The 19,996-nt window shown below is 58.8% G+C and carries 16 protein-coding genes; 7 read left to right on the top strand and 9 right to left on the bottom strand.

Going from position 1 to position 19,996, the window contains the following annotated elements; all coding sequences use genetic code 11:
* The first annotated feature begins 340 nt into the window (after positions 1–340).
* The 3 genes from QEO92_RS13400 to QEO92_RS13390 are packed head-to-tail and all read left to right on the top strand — an operon-like array spanning position 341 to position 5,794.
* A complete protein-coding gene (locus QEO92_RS13400) occupies positions 341–1,096 on the top strand; it encodes an ImuA family protein (protein WP_227703376.1) in 756 nt (251 codons plus the stop codon).
* Complete coding sequence (locus tag QEO92_RS13395; RefSeq protein WP_227703375.1) at positions 1,017–2,528, top strand: Y-family DNA polymerase; 1,512 nt, start codon at positions 1,017–1,019, stop codon at positions 2,526–2,528. The genes QEO92_RS13400 and QEO92_RS13395 overlap by 80 nt, the downstream gene beginning before the upstream one ends.
* Complete coding sequence (locus tag QEO92_RS13390) at positions 2,525–5,794, top strand: error-prone DNA polymerase (protein WP_227703374.1); 3,270 nt, start codon at positions 2,525–2,527, stop codon at positions 5,792–5,794. Before QEO92_RS13395 ends, QEO92_RS13390 begins: the two co-directional genes overlap by 4 nt.
* Before the next feature lie 247 nt (positions 5,795–6,041).
* Here QEO92_RS13390 and QEO92_RS13385 read toward each other — a convergent pair whose 3' ends face one another.
* The gene (locus QEO92_RS13385) at positions 6,042–6,674 is read right to left on the bottom strand and encodes a hypothetical protein (protein ID WP_227705162.1); all 633 of its coding nucleotides are present in this window, start codon (positions 6,672–6,674) and stop codon (positions 6,042–6,044) included.
* Between the two features lie 191 nt (positions 6,675–6,865).
* Between QEO92_RS13385 and QEO92_RS13380 the strand changes: the two genes are divergently transcribed.
* A complete protein-coding gene (locus tag QEO92_RS13380) occupies positions 6,866–7,315 on the top strand; it encodes a DUF892 family protein (protein ID WP_227703373.1) in 450 nt (149 codons plus the stop codon).
* A 211-nt stretch (positions 7,316–7,526) separates the two neighbouring features.
* On the opposite strand, the gene ku (QEO92_RS13375) is transcribed toward QEO92_RS13380, so the two are convergent.
* Together ku (QEO92_RS13375) and ku (QEO92_RS13370) are read right to left on the bottom strand one after the other, a co-directional pair.
* On the bottom strand, positions 7,527–8,342 hold the full coding sequence (gene ku / locus QEO92_RS13375) for a non-homologous end joining protein Ku (RefSeq protein WP_227703372.1): 816 nt from the start codon (positions 8,340–8,342) through the stop codon (positions 7,527–7,529).
* 10 nt (positions 8,343–8,352) lie between these two features.
* The gene (ku, locus tag QEO92_RS13370) at positions 8,353–9,258 is read right to left on the bottom strand and encodes a non-homologous end joining protein Ku (RefSeq protein WP_227703371.1); all 906 of its coding nucleotides are present in this window, start codon (positions 9,256–9,258) and stop codon (positions 8,353–8,355) included.
* Positions 9,259–9,461: 203 nt separating this feature from the next.
* On the opposite strand from ku (QEO92_RS13370), the gene QEO92_RS13365 reads away from it, so the two are divergent.
* From QEO92_RS13365 to QEO92_RS13355, 3 genes are read left to right on the top strand one after another with little or no spacing between them, the layout of a single operon-like run.
* Positions 9,462–9,641, top strand: coding sequence for a hypothetical protein (locus QEO92_RS13365; protein WP_150841196.1), 180 nt, complete (start codon positions 9,462–9,464; stop codon positions 9,639–9,641).
* Complete coding sequence (gene xth / locus QEO92_RS13360; RefSeq protein WP_227703370.1) at positions 9,638–10,435, top strand: exodeoxyribonuclease III; 798 nt, start codon at positions 9,638–9,640, stop codon at positions 10,433–10,435. The genes QEO92_RS13365 and xth overlap by 4 nt, the downstream gene beginning before the upstream one ends.
* Positions 10,435–10,638, top strand: coding sequence for a hypothetical protein (locus QEO92_RS13355; RefSeq protein WP_046664999.1), 204 nt, complete (start codon positions 10,435–10,437; stop codon positions 10,636–10,638). The genes xth and QEO92_RS13355 overlap by 1 nt, the downstream gene beginning before the upstream one ends.
* Positions 10,639–10,691: 53 nt before the next feature.
* Here QEO92_RS13355 and QEO92_RS13350 read toward each other — a convergent pair whose 3' ends face one another.
* The 6 genes from QEO92_RS13350 to QEO92_RS13325 form a co-directional block, all read right to left on the bottom strand.
* On the bottom strand, positions 10,692–11,669 hold the full coding sequence (locus tag QEO92_RS13350; protein ID WP_227703369.1) for a hypothetical protein: 978 nt from the start codon (positions 11,667–11,669) through the stop codon (positions 10,692–10,694).
* 84 nt (positions 11,670–11,753) lie between these two features.
* On the bottom strand, positions 11,754–13,313 hold the full coding sequence (locus QEO92_RS13345; RefSeq protein WP_227703368.1) for a hypothetical protein: 1,560 nt from the start codon (positions 13,311–13,313) through the stop codon (positions 11,754–11,756).
* 118 nt (positions 13,314–13,431) lie between these two features.
* Positions 13,432–14,460: a hypothetical protein gene (locus QEO92_RS13340; RefSeq protein ID WP_227703367.1), complete on the bottom strand. Its 1,029-nt coding sequence runs from the start codon at positions 14,458–14,460 to the stop codon at positions 13,432–13,434.
* 91 nt (positions 14,461–14,551) lie between these two features.
* On the bottom strand, positions 14,552–16,732 hold the full coding sequence (locus QEO92_RS13335; protein ID WP_227703366.1) for a TniQ family protein: 2,181 nt from the start codon (positions 16,730–16,732) through the stop codon (positions 14,552–14,554).
* Position 16,733: 1 nt separating this feature from the next.
* On the bottom strand, positions 16,734–17,681 hold the full coding sequence (locus QEO92_RS13330; RefSeq protein WP_227703365.1) for a TniB family NTP-binding protein: 948 nt from the start codon (positions 17,679–17,681) through the stop codon (positions 16,734–16,736).
* On the bottom strand, positions 17,669–19,996 hold the full coding sequence (locus QEO92_RS13325) for a hypothetical protein (protein WP_227703364.1): 2,328 nt from the start codon (positions 19,994–19,996) through the stop codon (positions 17,669–17,671). The genes QEO92_RS13330 and QEO92_RS13325 overlap by 13 nt, the downstream gene beginning before the upstream one ends.

Here is a 19,996-nt window from a genome sequence, read left to right as displayed (position 1 = left end):
AGACGACCATGTTGCGGCTCCTGGAACGAAGGTATGAAGCGGACATCCGTCAGTCCGCGCGGCCGACAATATCCTGGTGCGGTGCTGGTTCAAGGTCCTGATCGCCTCTCTTTTGTGCGTCAACGAAATTTTCTTCAATAAAGCCGGTCACTTACCTGCATGTTCTAGCGATCTGATTCAAAAAGAAAATCTGTGGAATCGCTAACGGAATGTGACGATATTCCTAAGATCGACCGGCTTGACTCCGTTCCTATGAAGGAACAGAAGAAGAACATCAAGCATTCCGGCGCATGAAGTCGCCTGTCCTAAACCAACGCAATCTGAAAGGATTCCGCGAACGATGCCGGCTGTCCTGCGTGATCAAGTCCTTGCTGATCTACGCGAACGCATCTCGTCCATCGAGGGAGAGGGCGCGAAGAAGTCAGGCTGTCTTCCGTTCGGAGTGACGGAGATCGATGACATTCTGCCCGGCGGCGGTCTGGCCCATGGAGCGCTGCACGAGTTCGCGGGTGGTGGATCCGGAACGGTCGATGGCGCTGCCGCGGCGCTGTTCGCCGCCGGGATCGCCGCCCGGACGAAGGGGCCGATCGTCTGGTGCCTGACGCGACCGGATCTGTTCTTCCCGGCGCTCGCGCAGGCAGGACTGCATCCGAAACGGGTCGTCTTCGTCGAGAGCGACAAGGAGGAGGATGTCGCGGCCAATATGGAGGAAGCGCTGTCATTCGGCGGCTGTGGTGCTGTCGTCGGAGAGATGGTCAGGCTGCCGATGGTCGTGAGCAGGCGGCTCCAGCTTGTCGCGGAGCGTACAGGGACTATCGCGCTGGCTGTGAGGAGGTGGCGGAGGCAGACGGAAGCAAACGACTTCGGTCAGCCCACGGCATCGACCACCAGGTGGCGGGTCAGCGTGATGCCGTCGGAGGAGCTTCCGGTGCCCGGTGTCGGGAGACCAAGGTGGCTGCTTGAACTGATGAGATCGCGTGCGGGCGAGTGTGCTGAGTTTTACGTCGGAGCGTGTGATGGCCAGGGTCGTATCAATATTTCTTCCCGATCTGCCGACCGACCGGGTCAGGCGGGACGATCCCGCCATTCCGGCTGAGCAGGCGATCGCAGTGATCGCGAGGTCGGGATCGAAGAGATGGGTCTCCGCCGCCGATGCCGCAGCGAGAAAGGCTGGGTTGCGCGTCGGCATGCCTGCAGCAAAAGCGCAGGCTCTGTTCCGCGGCCTGATGATGGTCGACGCGGAACCGATCGCCGATGCCGAGGCGCTCGAGAAGATCGCGCTGTGGGCGCTGACCCAGTATTCCCCGATCGTCGCCGTCGATGGCACGGACGGGATCGTCATGGACACCGAGGGCGCCGACCATCTGCAAGGTGGCGAGGAGCCGATGCTGACCGGAATTGCCAACCGTTTCCGCGGCAAGGGCCTCACGGCACGCGTCGCCATTGCCGATACGTGGGGAGCCGCCCATGCCTGCGCCCGCGCCATTAGCCGCGACACCGTCATCGTTCCACGCGGCGAGACCGTCCGTGCCGTCGAAAGGCTTCCGATCTCGCTGCTGCGGCTGCCGGATAAGGTCGTAGGCGATCTGCGCACGCTCGGCTTCAAGACCATCGGAGAACTGTCGAATAAACCACGCGCGCCACTGACGCTGAGGTTCGGGCCGGAGATCGGACGAAGACTGGATCAGATGTTCGGCCGTGCGGGAGAGCCGATCGATCCCATCCGAGGGCCGGAAATCATTTCCGTCGCCAGATCCTTTCAAGAACCAATTGGGGCCGCGGAGACGATCAACAAGTATGTCGGCCGCCTCGTGGTCCAGCTTGTCGACGAGCTTCAAAAGAAGGGTCTGGGTGCCCGGCGCGTCGACCTCATCGTCGACAAGGTCGATAACACCCGGCAGGCCATACGAGCCGGAACTGCGAAACCCGCCCGCGACGTCGCGTGGCTGACGAAGCTGTTCAAAGATCGTACAGAGAAGATCGAACCCGGATTCGGCATCGAGAAGCTGACGCTGGTCGCGGTGTGGGCGGAGCCGCTCGACGAGACACAGAAGGTGTCGTCGCTCGTCGAAGAGGAGGTGACCGACATCACGCCGCTGATCGACATCTTCGGCAACCGCGGGCAGCGGGTCTATAGGGTCGCACCGTTCGCATCCGACGTTCCTGAGCGTTCGTTTGCGCAGGTCGATGCCGCATCGGAACCGGAGGACGCCACCTGGTCAGGCCATTGGCCACGCCCGGTACGGCTGCTTCCCTATCCGGAGCTTGCCGAGGTCATCGCCCTCATGCCCGATCACCCGCCAGTTTCCGTTACCTGGCGTGGCAAGCGCCGCAAGGTGAAGCGTGCCGACGGACCTGAGCGCATATTCGGCGAATGGTGGCAGCGTACATCGGAGTGGGCAGCCGTGCGCGACTACTTCGTCATCGAGGATGAATCGGGAGAAAGGCTCTGGATTTTCCGGTCGGGTGACGGGGTCGACGGTGAGACCGGATCCCATCGCTGGTTTGTCCAAGGGATCTTTGGATGAGGTACGCGGAGCTCCAGGTCACGACCCATTTCAGCTTCCTCCGCGGAGCGTCCTCGGCCGCCGAGCTTTTCGAACGTGCCAAGGAACTCGGCATCGACGCCATCGGCGTGGTCGACCGTAACTCTTTGGCAGGGATTGTCCGCGCACTGGAGGCCTCTCGGGCAACCGGGATCAAGCTCATTGTCGGCTGCCGTCTTGATCTCCAGGACGGGATGTCCGTACTCGTTTATCCGATCGACCGCGCGGCGTATTCCCGGCTGACGCGCCTGATCACATTGGGGAAGTCCCGCGGTGGTAAGAACAACTGCATCCTGCACTGGGACGACGTCATCAACTACTCGGCGGGCATGATCGGGATCCTTGTTCCGGATCTCGCCGACGACATCTGTGCCGTGCAGCTCAGGAAGATGTCGGAAGTATTCGAGGATCGAGCCTATCTGTCCCTCTGTCTGCGCCGACGGCCGAATGATCAGCTCAGGCTTCACGAGCTGTCGAACATGGCAACGCGGTTCAAGGTGAAGACCGTCATAACCAACGATGTCCTGTTTCATGAACCCGGGCGGCGGCAGCTACAGGATATCGTCACCTGCATCCGCACGGGCACGACGATCGACGAGGTCGGTTTCGAACGAGAGCGCCATGCCGATAGATATCTCAAGCCTCCGGAGGAGATGGAGCGTCTCTTCCCTCGGTATCCCGAAGCGCTGGCCCGGACGATGGAGATCGCCAACCGATGCAAATTTTCGCTGGAAGAACTCACCTACCAGTATCCTGAGGAAGCCATCATTCCCGGCAGGACGCCGCAGGAATCCCTTGAGCATTATGTATGGGAGTGCGTTCCGAACCGCTATCCCGAAGGACTTCCGCCCGACGTCCTGAAGATCGTGCGGCATGAACTCGACCTGATCCAGAAGATGCGGTACGCACCGTATTTCCTGACGGTGTTCTCGATCGTCAGGTTCGCGAGAAGCCAGAACATCCTCTGTCAGGGCCGCGGTTCGGCAGCCAACTCTGCTGTCTGCTATATTCTCGGGATCACCAGCATCGATCCGTCGACCAACGACTTGCTCTTCGAACGCTTCGTCAGCCAGGAGCGTGACGAGCCGCCGGATATCGACGTGGATTTCGAGCATGAACGCAGGGAGGAGGTCATCCAATGGATCTACAAGACCTACACGCGCGAGAAGGCCGCCCTCTGCGCGACCGTCACCCGGTACCGCGCGAAGGGTGCTATCCGGGACGTCGGCAAGGCACTCGGCCTCCCGGAGGATCTGATCAAGGCGCTGTCGTCGGGCATGTGGTCGTGGTCGGAGGAGGTCAGCGACCGGAATGTCCGTGAACTCAATTTGAATCCCGACGACCGCCGGCTGGTGCTGACCCTGCAACTCGCGCAGCAGCTCATGGGAGCACCCCGGCATCTCGGCCAGCACCCCGGTGGTTTCGTCCTGACCCATGACAGGCTGGACGATCTTGTCCCGATCGAGCCGGCGAGCATGAAGGACAGGCAAATCATTGAGTGGGACAAGGACGACGTCGAGGCGTTGAAGATGATGAAGGTCGACGTGCTCGCGCTCGGGATGCTGACCTGCATGAGTAAGGCGTTCGATCTCATCCGCGAACACAAGGACGAGGATCTGGATCTGGCGACGATCAAGCAGGAGGATTCCGCGACCTACGCGATGATCCGCAAAGCCGACACTCTCGGCACCTTTCAGATCGAATCCCGCGCTCAGATGGCGATGCTTCCCAGGCTCAAGCCACGTACATTTTACGATCTCGTAGTACAGGTGGCGATTGTCAGACCGGGGCCGATCCAGGGGGACATGGTACATCCGTATCTTCGCCGCCGAGAGGGTAAGGAGAAGATAGAGTATCCGACGCCGGAACTCGAGGCGGTGCTCGGCAAGACCCTCGGGGTTCCACTTTTCCAGGAATCCGCGATGCGCGTCGCGATGGTCTGTGCGGGATTTACAGGCGGCGAGGCCGACCAGCTTCGCAAGTCCATGGCCACGTTCAAATTCACCGGTGGGGTCAGTCGGTTCAAGGAGAAGCTCGTAAGCGGCATGGTGCGGAACGGGTACACCCCGGAATTCGCGGAGAAGACGTTCTCGCAACTCGAAGGATTCGGGAGCTACGGCTTCCCGGAAAGCCACGCGGCGTCGTTCGCCCTGATCGCGTATGCTTCGAACTTCGTCAAATGCCACCATCCGGACGTGTTCTGCGCTGCGCTCCTGAACTCGCAGCCGATGGGCTTCTATGCCCCGGCGCAGATCGTCGGCGATGCGCGGGCGCACGGCGTCGAAGTCAGACCTGTGTGCATCAACCGTTCCCGATGGGACTGCACGCTCGAAAGGATCGGCAACACCGACCGCCATGCGGTCCGGATGGGCATGCGCATGGTCAAGGGACTGGCCGCCGCCGATGCCGCCCGGATCACCGCCGCCCGGATGGTGACGGACTTCGACAGCGTCGATGACGTCTGGCGGCGGTCAGGCGTTCCTGCCGAAGCTCTCGTACAGCTCGCGGAGGCGGATGCATTCCGTCCGTCCTTGGAGCTCGAGCGCCGCGATGCTCTGTGGGCGATCAAGGCACTGAGGGACGAACCGCTGCCGCTGTTCGCTGCCGCCGCCGCGCGCGAGGAGCGGACGATAGCCGAGCAGCAGGAACCCGAGGTCACGCTCAGGCAGATGACCGATGGTCACAATGTCATCGAGGACTACAGCCACACGGGCCTGACCCTACGACAGCATCCGATCGCCTTCCTGCGCAAGGATCTCGAAAAGCGGAATATCGTAACCTGCGAGGCGGCCATGAACGCCCGAGATGGCAGGTGGATCTGCGCGGCCGGGTTGGTTCTCGTCCGCCAGAAGCCGGGGTCCGCGAAGGGCGTGATGTTCATTACGATCGAGGACGAGACCGGCCCCGCCAATATCGTCGTCTGGCCGAAGTTGTTCGAGAAGCGGCGGCGCGTCGTTCTGGGCGCGAGCATGATGGCGATCCACGGAAGGATCCAGCGCGAAGGCGATGTCGTCCATCTCGTCGCGCAACAGCTTCTGGATCTCTCCGGAGATCTGTCGGCGCTGGCCGACCGCGACATCGATTTCAAGCTGCCGTCAGGACGCGGCGATGAATTCGCCCATGGATCACCCGGAGGAGGGGATTCCCGCGATCGGCCTAAGCCGAAGCCGATACCGGAGGCGAGGGACATTTACGTCAGGGATCTGCACATCGACACGTTGAAGGTGAAGGCGCGCAACTTCCATTAGCGTTTCGCGGGCACCGGGAATCTCGTAAAGTCTGGATCATGGACGTTCACAAGCAGCATCAGCTTGGCTTCGGGGTGAGGAAGTCCGATCATCGACTGTCCTCCCTGAAGCTCCGCACGCTCCGGCCCTCGCTGGAGCCATGGACCGATCGTAGCGCCTTGCCAGTCGACACTGCGCTTTCGATGGTACTCGGCACTTCAATTATCGGAAGCCGCGTGAGGCGGCCGTGGCATGTGCCCGGAGCAGTTTACCGCAGAAGCCCATCGACATCGAACTCATCCCAGCCATGTAGCTCGGTGGCCGCTTCATCGGTCGCTGTCCCGGGCGTTTTCGGTGCCTTGGCGGCCTTCCTAAGTGAGCGGGTGAGTTTCGCTCTATAGGCTGCCTGACGTCGGTTTTCGGCCCTTGTGGCAATATCCTCCTCGCGCCATTCATCCACAATGCCCCGGTCGAGGAGGTCTTCTACTACACGGGGATCGAAGACGTGGAATGTTATCTGTCTCGCACGACCACTGAGCCTCACCGTCCTTGTTCCGGCACTTTGAAGACGGCCGTCCTTCAGCCAGCGATGGCGCTCACCCACTGAAATGCCCAGGATGTCCTGGATTTCGCGCGGAATGACGGGGAGGTTTTCAATTCCCTCAAGTGCCTTGATAACCGCGGACGATGTCGAGGCAAATTCATCCTCGCAATCATCCGCCATTCCGAGGATCAGCGTCATCCCGTCCACGTCCAGAGACTTCCGTACTGCTATCGGCAGGCCCGCTCGAATCTCCAGCAGGATACCCTTGGCGCGGACGGCCGATCCGAACGATGCCGTCGACGACAGCATCCACGTCCGAACGAGGGAAGGGGGAACGATGATCTTCTTCTTCGGCATCCTGCGTAGATGGGTCGGGCTTGGTCGAGCTTCAACACTCGGCAGGATGCGTTTCGAGTACAAAATCCTAACGATCATTGTCTCTGTCATACTGCCCACAGCCACTCCATCCGCTGGGCGCCACGATGATCTGGAACATTCCTTCTAGCGGGTCGTTAGCTGATTCCCACAACCTGCACGGAGAAGAATTCATGGTCACTATGGTCGGAAACGAAGGCAATATCGAAAAACTCGTCAAGGATCTGCTTTACCTGGAACACGACGCCATCGCCGCATACGACTCCTGCATCGAGCGGCTGGATGACAAGACGCTCAGCGCGAAGATCGCCGAGTTCAAACAGGATCACCTGCAGCATGTCGTCGTCCTCAACGAGATGGCACGCGAACTCGGAATCGAAGCGCCAACGGAAGGCGACATGAAGCAGATGCTGACCACCGGCAAGATTGCGCTCGCCGACCTCATGGGAGATTCAGCTATCCTTAAGGCAATGAAGACGAACGAGGACGACACCGTGACAGCCTACGAGCGCGCCTCCCGGCATGAGGATGCGATCCCGCAGTCGAAGGCCTTCTTCATGAAGGCGCACGAAGACGAGCTTCGACATCGCGCCTGGATGGAAACAACTGCGAAGTCAATGTGATCTTGAAAAACAGGTCGGCGATCCTCATCTAGGGATCACCACCCACATTGCCGACAGCCTGCAGCGACCATGATGGTTGCGCGTTCGCTGTCGCGGGTGACGAGGGCGCTCCCCATGATGGGTCGAGCGCCCTCAGTTCGTTTCCACGAGGCTGAGATTGGCGGCTGCTCAGGCAGCCTTAGCAAGCGGTGACCTCGGCCCCCGAATGATTTCAGCCCGCCTTCCGGCCCTTGAGTTCGTCTGCGAGCGACTTCCGCAACGCATCCATGATATTGATCACATTCGACTCCGGTTCGCCGGAGGCAGATTTCTTCCCCTTCGTCGCTTTCCTCGGCTTGAGCGCCTTCTTTTTCTCGGCAATGAGTTTCAGCAGACTTTCCTGGATGGGATCGCTGACCATGTCAGGCGACCATCGTGCCGTCTTCTGCTTGATCAGCTTCTGGACGAGCGGGATCAGATCGGGGTCGGCTTCGTCGTCTATGTCTTGGAAATACGCCTCTTCTGGTCGAACCTCGTCGCCGAAGCGAAGCGACCACAGGACGATGCCGTCATCGCGGGGTTCGAGGACAACCGCCTTTTCCCGGCGGCCGATGACGAGCTTCGATATTCCTACAACCTTATCGGCCTTCATCGCATCACGGATAACTGCGAAGGCCTCGTTGCCTACCGCGTCATCCGGCATCAGATAGTGAGGCTTCTCCAGATAGACCCATTCGATGGAGTCGGCTGGAGCGAATTTCTCGATGTCGATCGTCTTCACCGTGTCGAGCGCGACGTTGTCGAGGTCGTCGTCCGTAAGGATGACGTAATCGTTCTCCCCGCGCGCGTAGCCCTTGGCTTCGTTCTCGTCTTTGACAGGTTTGCCCGTGACAGAGTCGATGTACTGGGAGACGACGCGATTGCCTGTCTCTCTATTGAGGGTATGGAAGCGAACCTTCTCGGATTCGGAGGTGGCGGGTGTCATGTTCACCGGGCAAGTGACCAGCGACAGCTTTAGATAGCCCTTCCAGTATGGTCTAAGCGCCATGTCCGTCTCCTCACCCTGCCTTGCGCTGCGGGGCAGCCTTCGAAGAGGCGGTCTTCGGTGCCGCCCCGCGCGCGGCACGCTGCCTGCCGACACCAGCGTTAGCATTGGCGGCGGTGCGTTTCGGTTTGTCTTCCGCGGCCTTCATCCGGCCTGCACTCTCCCGGAGCGCGGCCAGCAGGTCGTTCGGCTTGGAGATTTCGACCTTCTTGCGTTTCGGCAGCGCCTTGCCCTCGATCTTCGCCTTCACCATCTCCTCAAGTGCGGCTTCGTATCGATCGTCGAAGGTTGCGGGGTCGAATTCGCCCTTCTTGGTGCTGATGATGTGCTTCGCGAGTTCGAGCATCTCGCCTTCGATCTTGATCTTCGGCATTCCCTCGAACGCCTTCTTTGAGGAGCGGACCTCATAGTCAAAGTTGAGAGTGGTGGCGACCATCCCCTTGCCGTGCGGGCGGATCAGGACAGTGCGCATTCGGCGGAAGAGGACGGTCCGGGCAATGGCTGCGACCTTTGACTTCCGCATACCGTCTCGCAACGCGGCAAACGCGTCGGATCCCATCTTGTCGGGTGTGAGGTAGTAGGGTTTGTCGAAGTAGACGTCGTCCACGTCCGAGCATGGAATGAACGCCTCGATCTCGAGCGTCTTGTTGCTCTCCGGGATCGTTGCTGCGACTTCGTCGGGGTCGATGATGATGTACTGACCATTCTCGATCTCGAAGCCCTTCGTTTGAGCTTCTTTCGGGACGGCCTCATCGGTCTCACTATCGATGAAGACGCGGTTCACACGATTTCCGGTCGCCTTGTTGATTGTGTTGAAGGTGATGCGGTCAGATGTCGAGGCCGCGGTGTACAAGGCCACACCTGCAGAAACCTCGCCAAATTTGATGAAGCCCTTCCACTGTGCACGCTGGCCTGCCATCGAACTCTCCCACGCAACTGACGCAACTTCCGCGATTCAACCGAATCAGTTGGCGAATGGTTCCGAGGCGAAAAGCGACTCTTTTTCAATGACTTGATTCAGTTTTCCACCACAACCAGAGGAGTCGGACCAAGCCGCTGGAATCGATGCATCTTTTCGTGCAGTCGCGAGTTATTGTCGTACCGCAACCGCAGGAGAGTCCCATGAGCAAGCGCGAGCTGATCGATACTGGAACCGACAAGCGATACGTCCGCCGTGACGAAAATGGCCAGTTCAAGGAGTCTGTCGATGTTGGCAGATCCCTGTCCGCTGACAAGCGCCACGAGGCGAAGCACGATGCGAAGCCGGGTGAGGGTGACAAAGGCGACCACAAGCGCAAGTGAAGGTCGCCACATACAACGTCAACGGCGTGAACGGTCGGCTCGATGTGCTGCTTCGCTGGTTGGCCGAGGCGGCCCCGGACGTTGTCGTGCTCCAGGAACTGAAGGCACCTGATGCCAGGTTTCCGGTGAGGGAGATCGACAAGGCCGGATACGGGGCCGTGTGGCACGGCCAGAAGTCCTGGAACGGGGTCGCGATACTCGCCCGCGGTCAGAATCCTCTGCTTACAAGGAAGGGGCTACCGGGTGATCCGGATGACGAGCAGAGCCGATACATCGAGTCGGTCATCGATGGCATCGTGATAGGGGGCCTTTACCTCCCGAACGGCAACCCATACCCCGGCCCGAAATTCGACTACAAACTACGCTGGTTCAAGCGCTTGCACGATTATGCAGCCGAACTGCTAGAGCTTGATGTGCCTGTCATCCTGGCGGGGGACTACAACGTCATGCCCACGGAGCTTGATGTCTACAAGCCGGAGCGGTGGAAGGATGATGCGCTCTTCCGCATCGAAGTGCGTGAAGCTTTTCGCGAGCTGGTCGGGCAGGGCTGGACCGATGCTCTCCGGCAGCTACATCCGGGAGAACGCATCTACACGTTCTGGGACTATTTCAGGAATGCGTATGGGCGGGATGCCGGACTTCGTCTGGATCATTTCCTACTCAGCCCCGATCTTGCCGATCGGCTCGCGAAGGCTGAAGTGGACAAGCACGTCCGCGGATGGGAGCACACAAGCGACCATGCCCCGGTTTGGATTGAACTCGCCGATAAGCCAATCAACAAACGGAGGAAGTGATGAGCACAGAATGGCGGGCCGATCTGCGGCTCAAGCTAGAGGATCTGGTAGATAAATTCGTCGTCGACGGAGCGGAACATAAGGACGTCATCGAGGCGGTCTGTGAGGAGATCGAACATCTCCGCAAGGCCTATGAAGATGATCCCGCTGACGATGACACGGTGATCGACGAACCCGCGAACGACTGGCCTGCGGCTACCTGAACAATCGCATCCTACCAAGCTCGCTCGACCTCGCCCGACGGCGGCGAGGTCGATCAGGGATCTGTAAACCGACGGACAGCGACAACCTTCTCTAGGAGCTCCATGAACTTCCCGTTCTCCTGCGAGCACTTCCAGAAATTCACAAAACGGCAGACGAGCTGGACGTTCTCCGGCTCGTAGTGCCCGTTGCTGTCGATCCGATCCACCGAAGCGAGCATGTCGTAGTCCAGGTTTTCTTGACCGTCGACATGCAGAGGTAGCCCGGTGATGGCGCAGAGGGCTTTTTGCTCGATCATGAGATGAGCAAGGCGCGCTTTCATTTCCGGCTCAGGGCAGAGGAGCCTCTTATCCTTGAGAGTACGGAGAACCTGCTGACCATTCGAGTTTCGCACAGTGTCCCTGATCGTCATCATCATACGGGAAAGTACCAGTTCCGAAAGCTCGACATTGCTTCCAAGGCTCTTCCCTTTGTCGGCGCCAAGGCGGTTTCTCCACTCCCGGAGCTGGTGCCATCGGTCGAGGTCACCGCCGTCGATCAATGCCTCGATGTATTCCTTCATCATCGGATCGGCCACCCGGAAAACGGCCTGCTGCGTCGTCAGGTAGTCTTTGGCCTTGGGATGGATCGAGTTCCAAGTGAGGGCAACTGTACGGCGGTTGCGGCGTGACCAGGGCGTGACGGGTTTCGCGATCATCACCTTCCCGTCGTACTCCTCAAACACCGGATCGGCTTCTGTCGTGGTGGCCCAGTAGAGGTCGTTGCCAGCACGGTGGAGCCAGACGTCGTTCTCGCTTTCAGCGATCCGCGTTGCTCTATTGAACCAGGTGGTGGCTCGGCCTTTGACGTCGCTCTCGGTCACACCCTTAGGTGCCGCCTTCATTTCCAGCCGGAGAAATTCCTCCCTGTCTCCGGCGCGCCATGCCTCGAAGTAAGGCTTGTCGTAACTGAGAGCCACGAGCTTCCGCTCCAGGCAATCCGCCCACAGCTCGTTCGCGTCCCCCGTCATTGCAATCAATATTTCGCCAGCCATGCCACCCCTCCAGATCGCCATTTTGTTTGCAGAAATTCCCGTCAGGTGCAAGCGGAGGCAAAGTGACAGGGTCGATGTCGGGCATCAGAATTCGGATTCTGCACCCTCCGGGTGGGATTTCCTGCTCAGGCGATAGTCGTCATCCTTGAGCATCGTCATGATTTCCTTGCGTTCCTGCGGATTATTGATCCGCCGCTCCACTTCCAGTTCGAAGGTAAGCCTTTCAAAGACATCCTGGCGGGCGTCGGGATACTTCGCGGCAAATTCCATCTGCCGCTTGAATGTCGACCTGAGGCTGGAGAACGCGGACAAAGCTTCGCCCGCATAACGGTAACGGAAATTCGCCTTGGCCAACTCCGATGCCAATTCGAAATTGATTTCGTGGGGCATGTGGCTCTCAATGCTAGCGAGCACGGCCTTCATCTGATCAAGAGTTAAGTGTGCGTCGGGCAGATCGCGATGGATCTGCTTGATCCTCGGAATGATGTCAGCGCAGTCCGAGCAGACCTCGACCCAGACCATTTCCTTCAGATGCATCTCGTTAGGAAAATCCGGGAAGAGGCGCTCACGCAATACGATCTCATCATCGTCCTGGAGGATTGGATATTGGGCTACGTTACGTATCGCGCCCGACCACTTCTTCTTCGCACTCATCCTCATGGACGACCGCTTCGTGCGCGCGCAACACGGACATGTCCAATCTTCTGCAGTCCCGGCCCACGCCTGCGGGGCCGTTTCCGGCATGTACGCCCGGTATTCCTCATCTGTAGGGATACGGGTGTCAGTCTTTCGTTTCGCCCGCTTCGGGATGTCCTTCCGAACGGATCTGGCAAGGAAGTCTGCTCTTAACCCGCTGAGCTGGCCATAGTTCTGCGTTCCGCGAGAGGCGCTCCAGAATGCGCTGCGTAATGTCTCCTCGATCCCGACACGAGACATCAGTGGCCGACCGGCGGGAATCGCGCCTTCGCGGCATCTCTGCAGATGTCCGGCGACGAGGTCATCGACCAGGATTTCCAGAAGCAGAATACGTCGCTCAAAACTCGGGCGCTGTTCATCCCATATCTCCCGCGCGCAATCGAGATCGATGTCGTGATCCCGATTTGGGGCGGGTTTAACGAAACGCCCGATCTCGGCAGCGGAGTAGCTGAAGCGTGGATCCACCTGCAAGGCCCGTTTCGCCTTGCCGTCGGCGGCATTGCATTCAGAGCAGATCAACGAGTCCTCGAAGCGGACCACCAGCGATCTGATGTTCTCGACAACGAACGGGGCGCCATCTGCAAGAATATCTCGCCAGTCCGCCCCCGCCACCATCGCTGGCCTCCGGGTGGCCACCTCCCATAGATGATCGTGGTGGAGCTCGAGTTTTGCGAGCAAGATGTCGCTCGAGGATTTGCGGAACACTTCGGGCTTGGATCGTGCGCAGCCCGGGCACGTCCAGTGCTGACGTTCAAGCGCCCAGTTCGAGTTCAGCTCCAGACCGACAGCGCCATGATCCCGCATTGCTCGCTTGGTCTGAGCGCTCCATTGGCCGTCGAAGTCCTGGAAATAGGCCCCCATCTGCTCATCGTTCAATAGGGATATGTGCGGGAACACCAGAACTTCTGTCCAGAGATGATCAAGCATGCCATCGGGCGCTTCACTCATATGATTCCTCGTCGTGATGCGGCGAGATATGTATCAGATGAAACGCAAGCACGGAGCCCTGGTCGTGCTGCGACGGAATTGCGCTGACGCACAGTTGGCGACAAGACGTCGGGTTCGGCTAGGAGTTAGCTTGATCGTGGTGCACGAAGATAGTGTAGCGGCCGTCGTCCCCCCTCCATATCCTCATGACCTGATCTTCTACAATCTCCTCAACGATATCCCCGATGGTTTCGAACCCCGCCTTGTCGGGCCACTTGCCGAACTCCTCGAATAGATCCGAACATGAATTTTCGATCTTGAAGAAGTACGGGCGAAACCAAGAATCTTTCAGCTCAGCCGTGATCCGTTCACCAGGATCTCCCTTGCGCCCAGAGGATGCGAGCGTGCCTAAGAAGTAGCAGGCAAATTTTGCCAGGTTTCCATAAGCACCGAAAATGGCACCGACAAAAGTGTCGGTCTCTTCCGCGCTGCCACCACGGAAGCCTCTCACTAATTCGGCAACCTTTTCATCGACCTGTCCGAGCACGGCGACAAACGTTTCCTCGTAGCCCGGCATCGGATTATAGCCGATGGTTCCGGAAATCCGGGTGGCCGCGTATTCGTCCCAGCAAGCCGAGAAAACCTGTTCATGGTAAGCATGGAGAAGAGTGGGGTGCGTCGCTCGCAGAAGTTCGCCAGGGAAACAGGTGTCATAAGCAGCGGTGATTTCCACGTGAGCGCATTCGTGCGCGATGGTGTGGAGCGCCATCTTGAACTGCTCCTCGTCGTCGCTCAGGATCATTTTGGCGACGTGCGCATGCATGAGAATGTGGCTCTTCAGATTTCCTTCGCGCAGCACCGATGGGGTCATTGCGACCCCGGTTCCGACATCCGTCGTCCTCGTCAGGACAAAGGCCGTTTCATAGCCTCTATCAAGCTCGGCCAAAGCCTCGTCGTAGTCGTAGGCGATCGTAACACCGTCCAGATTTGAGACGTCGATAATCCGACCGAGTTCACGCAAACAAGAGCCGAGGTTGTGGGCGAGCTTTCGTGCATCGGCCTCTTCAATTCCACGGATCGAAAACATCGTGTTTTCGGGGAATGTTGACGGAGCAGGTTCCTGCGGTGACTCGCTTTCGACCGCTTCCTGCGGGGGCGTGCTTTCCATTGATTCTCCATATTTTTGAAAAGACTATGGAGAAATCTCGATCGGTTCAATCGAGCGTTCTCGTTCGCACAACAAGGCGCTGACAGATAATTCACCGCTTCGGCAGCTTCCTCGGGTTCTTGAAGTGCATGTAGAGGCTTCGCAGCGCCACGGCCGCAGCTTCGACATCCCAGTCCGTACTAATCCTGAATTCCGCGGTGACGGATTCCCGCGCGGTCTTTTTCGACCATGTGAATACCGACCATTCCTCCCGGATCTGCCACTGGTTCGCCACGAAAACAGCCCACTCGCGGTGAGCGCCCTTTCTGAACGTCTTCCGGACGATCAGGTCACGGCCGTCCCGCAGCAGCTCGACGTAGGTCACTCTCGTCGCCGTATACGCTTTCACGTCTCGGCCTCCCATCGACGCCGGTAGAACGAACGAAGGGCAGACGTTGGCCAGTTCCTCACGGAACCGCGGCCAGATTGCCGGATCGCCACCGTGCGCCAAGGATCCGATTGCGCGCTCCATCGACTTCCGCTCGACAATGTAGACCTTGTTGCGGGTAGGCAGCCTGGCATGGCGTCTCAGGATGCCCAACTCTAGTAAGCGGGCTTCGAGCTGATCCTCTCTGCATCCCAGACGATCAAGGTAGAGCTTGGCGTTCACGTACTTCCGATGGAACGCCTCGAACGAATCTCGATCGAGGTAGACCCGCCCGTCTTCCCCCTTCCGGGTCTTGATCAGGTTCGCGTCAACCAGGATTGTTACGACCTCGGGCTGGTAGCCCATGAGTTCGGCGGCTTCGATCCTTCGGATTTCCCGGTCTCCCACTTGCCGCCGGAACGGCTTCTTATGGACGACGGCCTCGAACTGCCAGGCTGAGATCCCTTTCCGCCTCCGATCGACCCTGCACACCGACATCTTCCCGGCAAGGACGGCTTCGACGATCTGGGCATCAGTCCACCCGATCTGTCGGGCGAGATACCCAATGCGATGCACCTGCCCGGACCCATCTGTGCAGGTGACATCGCGAATGCTTTGAGCGAAGCTGTCGATCTCGGATCCTCGCAACGCGAGTCCATGCCCTGCCGCGCCGAACAGGCGCGTATTGTTGAAGGCCGTGATCGCACCGCTTTTCGCCAGCTTCCGGACGCACTGCTGGCTGCATCCCAGACGACTGGCGGCCTCGCTCACGGAAATCAGGTCTCGCGCGACAGCATGAAGCATGTCGACTCGCTCTCGGCTGAGAAAGGCACGGGATGCGGCCGTCGCATCCTTCGGCACCAGACCTGCCTGCTGGGCGAGTCTCCGGAGGCCACGGACGTCGGCTCCGAACTCGCCGGCGGCTTCCTTTATTGTGAACTCCTGGTGCGGCAGCTCGATCTTGAGGTTCTGTCGACCGATACGCCCGACGGACGCGAATGCGCGGCGAGACGCGATGTCGACATCCGACCATAGCGCTGCTCGCCGGAACCATCCGTAAGCATTCTTGACCCCTCGATTGCGTTCGTCCTGTGAGACATGCTCTTCGAGCCAGTGGACGAACGCGGCCTCGACATCGGTCGCGGATCCACGCAAGGTCTCGAAACCACGGCGGCAGTCTCCGGGAGCCGCTCGAGGTGTCTTCGTTGTCCATGGATTCGATACAAGACGACCGACCATTGCGCAGGCGTCAATTACCTCGTGGAGCGGGGCTGAATCCAAGACCGGGCACTCAGCGCTGGCCACTACGCCCAAGCGCGACAATACGTACCATTCGAATCCGTCGAGTTCCTCGGCGCGAGGTTGAGGACGAGGGAGGTATTCACCGTCGGGAGCGCTTTCGAATGACGGAAACCACCACTTGATGCGATCTCCGGCCGACGTCTCCTGTTCGATGGGCACACTGTGCAGAGGGCAGATCTTGAAATCGACGATGTCCCACCACGATCGATGATAAGGCCCCTCCGCCAGGCATGCCCGGCAAAACCGCCGATTATAGAAGGACACGTGCCTTTTGCGGAGAGTCTCACCCGCAAGGCAGTGAAAGTTGCCGTTCCAGATCGGTGTCCATCTGACGAGGGATTGCTTCCTGTCTTCCGGAAGAGGGAGGAGTAGCAACTCGTTGAGGATTTCCTTCAGGACGATGTTGCGGCCGTTCAGCTCCATTTCATTGGCGTGGACGCGCGCGCTGGACTGATAGCCTTCACCGACAAGACGGGCGAAATAGTCCTGTGCTGGTTCGCCCGTTCCGTTTTTAGTCTGCCAGGAAGCAAAGGGAAGGCGGCCTTGACGGATGGAAAGGTTCATCTCACCCCTCCATCTTGAAATATTCCCGGGTATCGCCCGGTCGCTGCCGGATGGCAGCCTGCTCATACAGATGATGGGGAAGAATCCGCGGGGCATCGTCGTTTAACGCCTGCCAGGCGGCTGGACGTACGACGTTGAATACTTGCCCGATCGCCCCTGACGTGAAATCAAAGAGGTCGCGCGCGATGGACTTGCTGGCCAGTCCAGAGGACTCCGCAAATGGAAGCCGGAGATCAACCTCCCGCAGCAGGAGCCGGAACTGATCGAAAGCATTCTCTCCGAATGGCGCGAGGATCATTTTGGGAAATCCGCCGCGGCCGGCCAGCGGCGCATTGGCCTGGATATAGCCGTAGATGTCTTCCTCGCCGACCAGCAGCACGTTGAGAACTTCTGTGTCGGCGAGTTGCTTTAGGAAGCTGAAAAAGTCTCTCCTATGGTTCTTGCTGCGCTCGTGGAAGAAAAACTGGGCATCGTCGATGATCACCAACTGTGTTCTCGCGCGGACAATCCTGGCGACCGCATTTCTCATAAGACTGGCGACTTTGATTTTCGGAGCGGTTCCCGGACCCGTGGCTTCATAGATCATTTCAGCAAGGCTTTGCGGGGTATTTTCACCCGTGACCGGCAGGTAAATGACTGGATGAACGACGCCATCGTCACTGTGAAATGGCGGCCACCGATTGCAGTAATGCTTGATGATATCAGTCTTGCCAGCACGGGTTTTACCCATCAGCCCAGCGACCATTCGGGTACCATGACTGCCGCCTGCAACAGGATAATGCAGCTTCTCGATGAAAGCGGTGATGTCATCGAAGACCGGATAGGTAACGAGGAGAGTATCGATCAGTGTTTTCCGCTCCAGGCGGCCAAGCATACTGACGGCATGCCGGGCTACCGGGGTTTCGAATTTGGTGGTGTGAAATTGAGTGATCATGGCTACTTTTTCCATCCTGGATTTCTGGCGAGGAGGTCATCGATGTCGTCGTCATCATCGGGAGCAGGCGGCGGCGTAACCTTTCGAGGAGGTGCCTTCTGATGGCTGTCGTCAGCCTTCTTCCGTTTGCGTGTGTTCGGAGTTTCGGGCTCCAGCACTACGGGGGCGGATGGTGACGCATCGTCCGTGATATCGATCGGGACGGTGTAGACGTTGGTGTTTACCACTGCCGCAGTTGCCATGTGGTATGTGCCATCCGCGTCACGACGAGCGAGTTCCAGGACTTTGCGACGGTGGTCGGCGATGAAATGGCGCTTGAACAATTTCGCCAGCTTGCCACGGAGGTTCATTTTCTTTCGATACTGATCGATCAGTTCGACGAGCATCTGGTGCATCATCTGCCGGGCCTTAAGAAGTGTCGGCACCTCCCGTCTTGCTTTAGCCTCCTTTCTACGAAAGCTTTGGACAGACTTGTGCACGTCAAAACTCATGTCTGTGCAGTATTCTAAGTCAGGCCCTACGGCCTGAACTTCGATGAGTTCATGACGGTAGGGATCAACGACCCAAGCCTGAGCGATGTTGAACGGATTGATATGAAGATCAAATTTTGTGCTGTCGCGCCCGGTGACGGCACGCTTGGTTTTAGGATGCAGAGAGAGGGCCAGCAGGCCCGGTGCATTCCAAGTCACGTCGTGAGCCCTCACGCCATCCTTCTGCACCGTAACGCGCGCATGCTTTCCGGCCAGACGCGTGAAGATCGTTCGGTCGAGAAGAGGACGTCGGGGGATTGAGGCCTCGTGCTTCGTCCACAGTTCAGCAGGCACTCCCTCGTGTGTCGTCAGGTCACCGCCAAGACCCTGGCGCGGTTCCTGATGATAGACGTTTGCGATCCAATACTGGATCACGGTCTCCACCTCCGATAACGCAAGCAGAGGAACCGCCATGTCGCGATCCTCGCCGAACATCTGGCGGATCTTTGGAGACTCCATCGTGGAGCCTGGCAACATATGGAAGACATCCCGGCTGAGGGTTCCGAGGAATCTCTCTAAAGCACCCTTGTCGCCGGGTTTCGCAGGCCGATGCTCGATGATGTCGAACCCCAGCGACTTAGCGGCTTCCTTGATGGAGTCAGAGATGAAGTGGAGAGCGTTGTCGACGCCCAACTTGTTGAATAGGCCAAACCAAGGCCAGGATACGCCCGCTCGAAGCCGCCCTTCCATCCCGAAGATGGCAAGCTCCAGCCCACGCGCGAATGTGGTATATGAAGGGTCGCCAAAGGAAGGAACCGCTGCCAGAATGACACCGGACATCCTTTCTCGGAATACGATGAGATCGAGGCGACCGAAGGCCAGCGGATTTTCATCGAGATAGGCGACCAGATCAGTCTTGAGGTGGTCGACATCGACGATGTCCATCAAGCATTGAGGTCGATGGATCCGGATGTACTGCTGGTTCTCGTTGGCGGCCTGTTCCGCGCCGAAACGCAGGAGAGCCCTGGTGTATTTATCGACGGAACCAAGCCTCTCGTCGAAGGTGCTCTTGCTGATCAACGACGCGCCGCTGTCCTTGATACCGAGATGCCGGACAGACGCGAACCGCTCATCGTTCATCATGAGCGAGATGAAGTGCTCACGCAGCGTCTTGTAATCACCGCTCGGCTGCGACCAGGCAAAGTGAGCGGCGATTTCTAGCGCTTCATGGATCAGCAAGGGGAGGCGAAGGGACTCGTTGCCTCTGCGCGGTTTCCTTGCGAAATTCATCACGCGATCGAAGCCGGTGCCGCCCCGATCCCTTCCAACCATCCGTAAAAGCCATTCATAACTCGGTGGCGGCTCACCTCTTTCCTCTGCAATTTCGGTCAGAAAAGCCTTCGTCAACTCACGTGAGAGGCCCCTGTTGGCGCGAAGGGTTTCTTTGTACCGATAGTAGCGGTCCACGTAGTCCATCGCCCGCTCTGCGGCCTCAAGATCGGCGGGAGGCAAGGTCATCCAAGAACCGGGGGCATTATGCCTGCCGTTCGTCCCGACAGGACGAATGCGGTGGGCCCGTTCCAGTTTCCGAAGCCCAGCGTTGGAGATGGTGATCTGCTCGTTGCTCTCCAGACGGACGAAGACTGCGAGTTTCCGGGAATTGCGGCTGAGTTGAAGCCACTCTTTGAATCTGACTTCGGTATACCTCTGATGATCATCGGAGAGGATGATCGAGCGATCGCCGGGCCTGAGATCAAACATCTGGCCGTCGACCTCGTGCACATCATACATCGGCAGCTCGAGATCTTGCGCGGTCTGGACCGGCTTCAGGAACTCGAAGTGACTAGATGAAAAAGACAT

Origin of the sequence: Neorhizobium petrolearium (assembly GCF_029854435.1) — a bacterium.
In the GTDB taxonomy this organism is placed as follows: Bacteria; Pseudomonadota; Alphaproteobacteria; order Rhizobiales; family Rhizobiaceae; genus Neorhizobium; species Neorhizobium petrolearium.
Note: the sequence above shows the minus strand (reverse complement) of the source record. Positions and strands in the feature narration are given on the sequence as shown.

What these genes read in the sequence shown, in the direction of transcription:
- QEO92_RS13325 (WP_227703364.1), bottom strand. Translation starts at nt 19,996, where the DNA reads ATGTCTTTTTCATCTAGTCACTTCGAGTTCCTGAAGCCGGTCCAGACC.
- QEO92_RS13380 (WP_227703373.1), top strand. Translation starts at nt 6,866, where the DNA reads ATGGTCACTATGGTCGGAAACGAAGGCAATATCGAAAAACTCGTCAAG.
- QEO92_RS13350 (WP_227703369.1), bottom strand. Translation starts at nt 11,669, where the DNA reads ATGGCTGGCGAAATATTGATTGCAATGACGGGGGACGCGAACGAGCTG.
- QEO92_RS13330 (WP_227703365.1), bottom strand. Translation starts at nt 17,681, where the DNA reads ATGGAAAAAGTAGCCATGATCACTCAATTTCACACCACCAAATTCGAA.
- QEO92_RS13390 (WP_227703374.1), top strand. Translation starts at nt 2,525, where the DNA reads ATGAGGTACGCGGAGCTCCAGGTCACGACCCATTTCAGCTTCCTCCGC.
- QEO92_RS13400 (WP_227703376.1), top strand. Translation starts at nt 341, where the DNA reads ATGCCGGCTGTCCTGCGTGATCAAGTCCTTGCTGATCTACGCGAACGC.
- QEO92_RS13345 (WP_227703368.1), bottom strand. Translation starts at nt 13,313, where the DNA reads ATGAGTGAAGCGCCCGATGGCATGCTTGATCATCTCTGGACAGAAGTT.
- QEO92_RS13335 (WP_227703366.1), bottom strand. Translation starts at nt 16,732, where the DNA reads ATGAACCTTTCCATCCGTCAAGGCCGCCTTCCCTTTGCTTCCTGGCAG.
- QEO92_RS13365 (WP_150841196.1), top strand. Translation starts at nt 9,462, where the DNA reads ATGAGCAAGCGCGAGCTGATCGATACTGGAACCGACAAGCGATACGTC.
- QEO92_RS13385 (WP_227705162.1), bottom strand. Translation starts at nt 6,674, where the DNA reads ATGCCGAAGAAGAAGATCATCGTTCCCCCTTCCCTCGTTCGGACGTGG.
- ku (WP_227703371.1), bottom strand. Translation starts at nt 9,258, where the DNA reads ATGGCAGGCCAGCGTGCACAGTGGAAGGGCTTCATCAAATTTGGCGAG.
- QEO92_RS13355 (WP_046664999.1), top strand. Translation starts at nt 10,435, where the DNA reads ATGAGCACAGAATGGCGGGCCGATCTGCGGCTCAAGCTAGAGGATCTG.
- ku (WP_227703372.1), bottom strand. Translation starts at nt 8,342, where the DNA reads ATGGCGCTTAGACCATACTGGAAGGGCTATCTAAAGCTGTCGCTGGTC.
- QEO92_RS13340 (WP_227703367.1), bottom strand. Translation starts at nt 14,460, where the DNA reads ATGGAAAGCACGCCCCCGCAGGAAGCGGTCGAAAGCGAGTCACCGCAG.
- QEO92_RS13395 (WP_227703375.1), top strand. Translation starts at nt 1,017, where the DNA reads ATGGCCAGGGTCGTATCAATATTTCTTCCCGATCTGCCGACCGACCGG.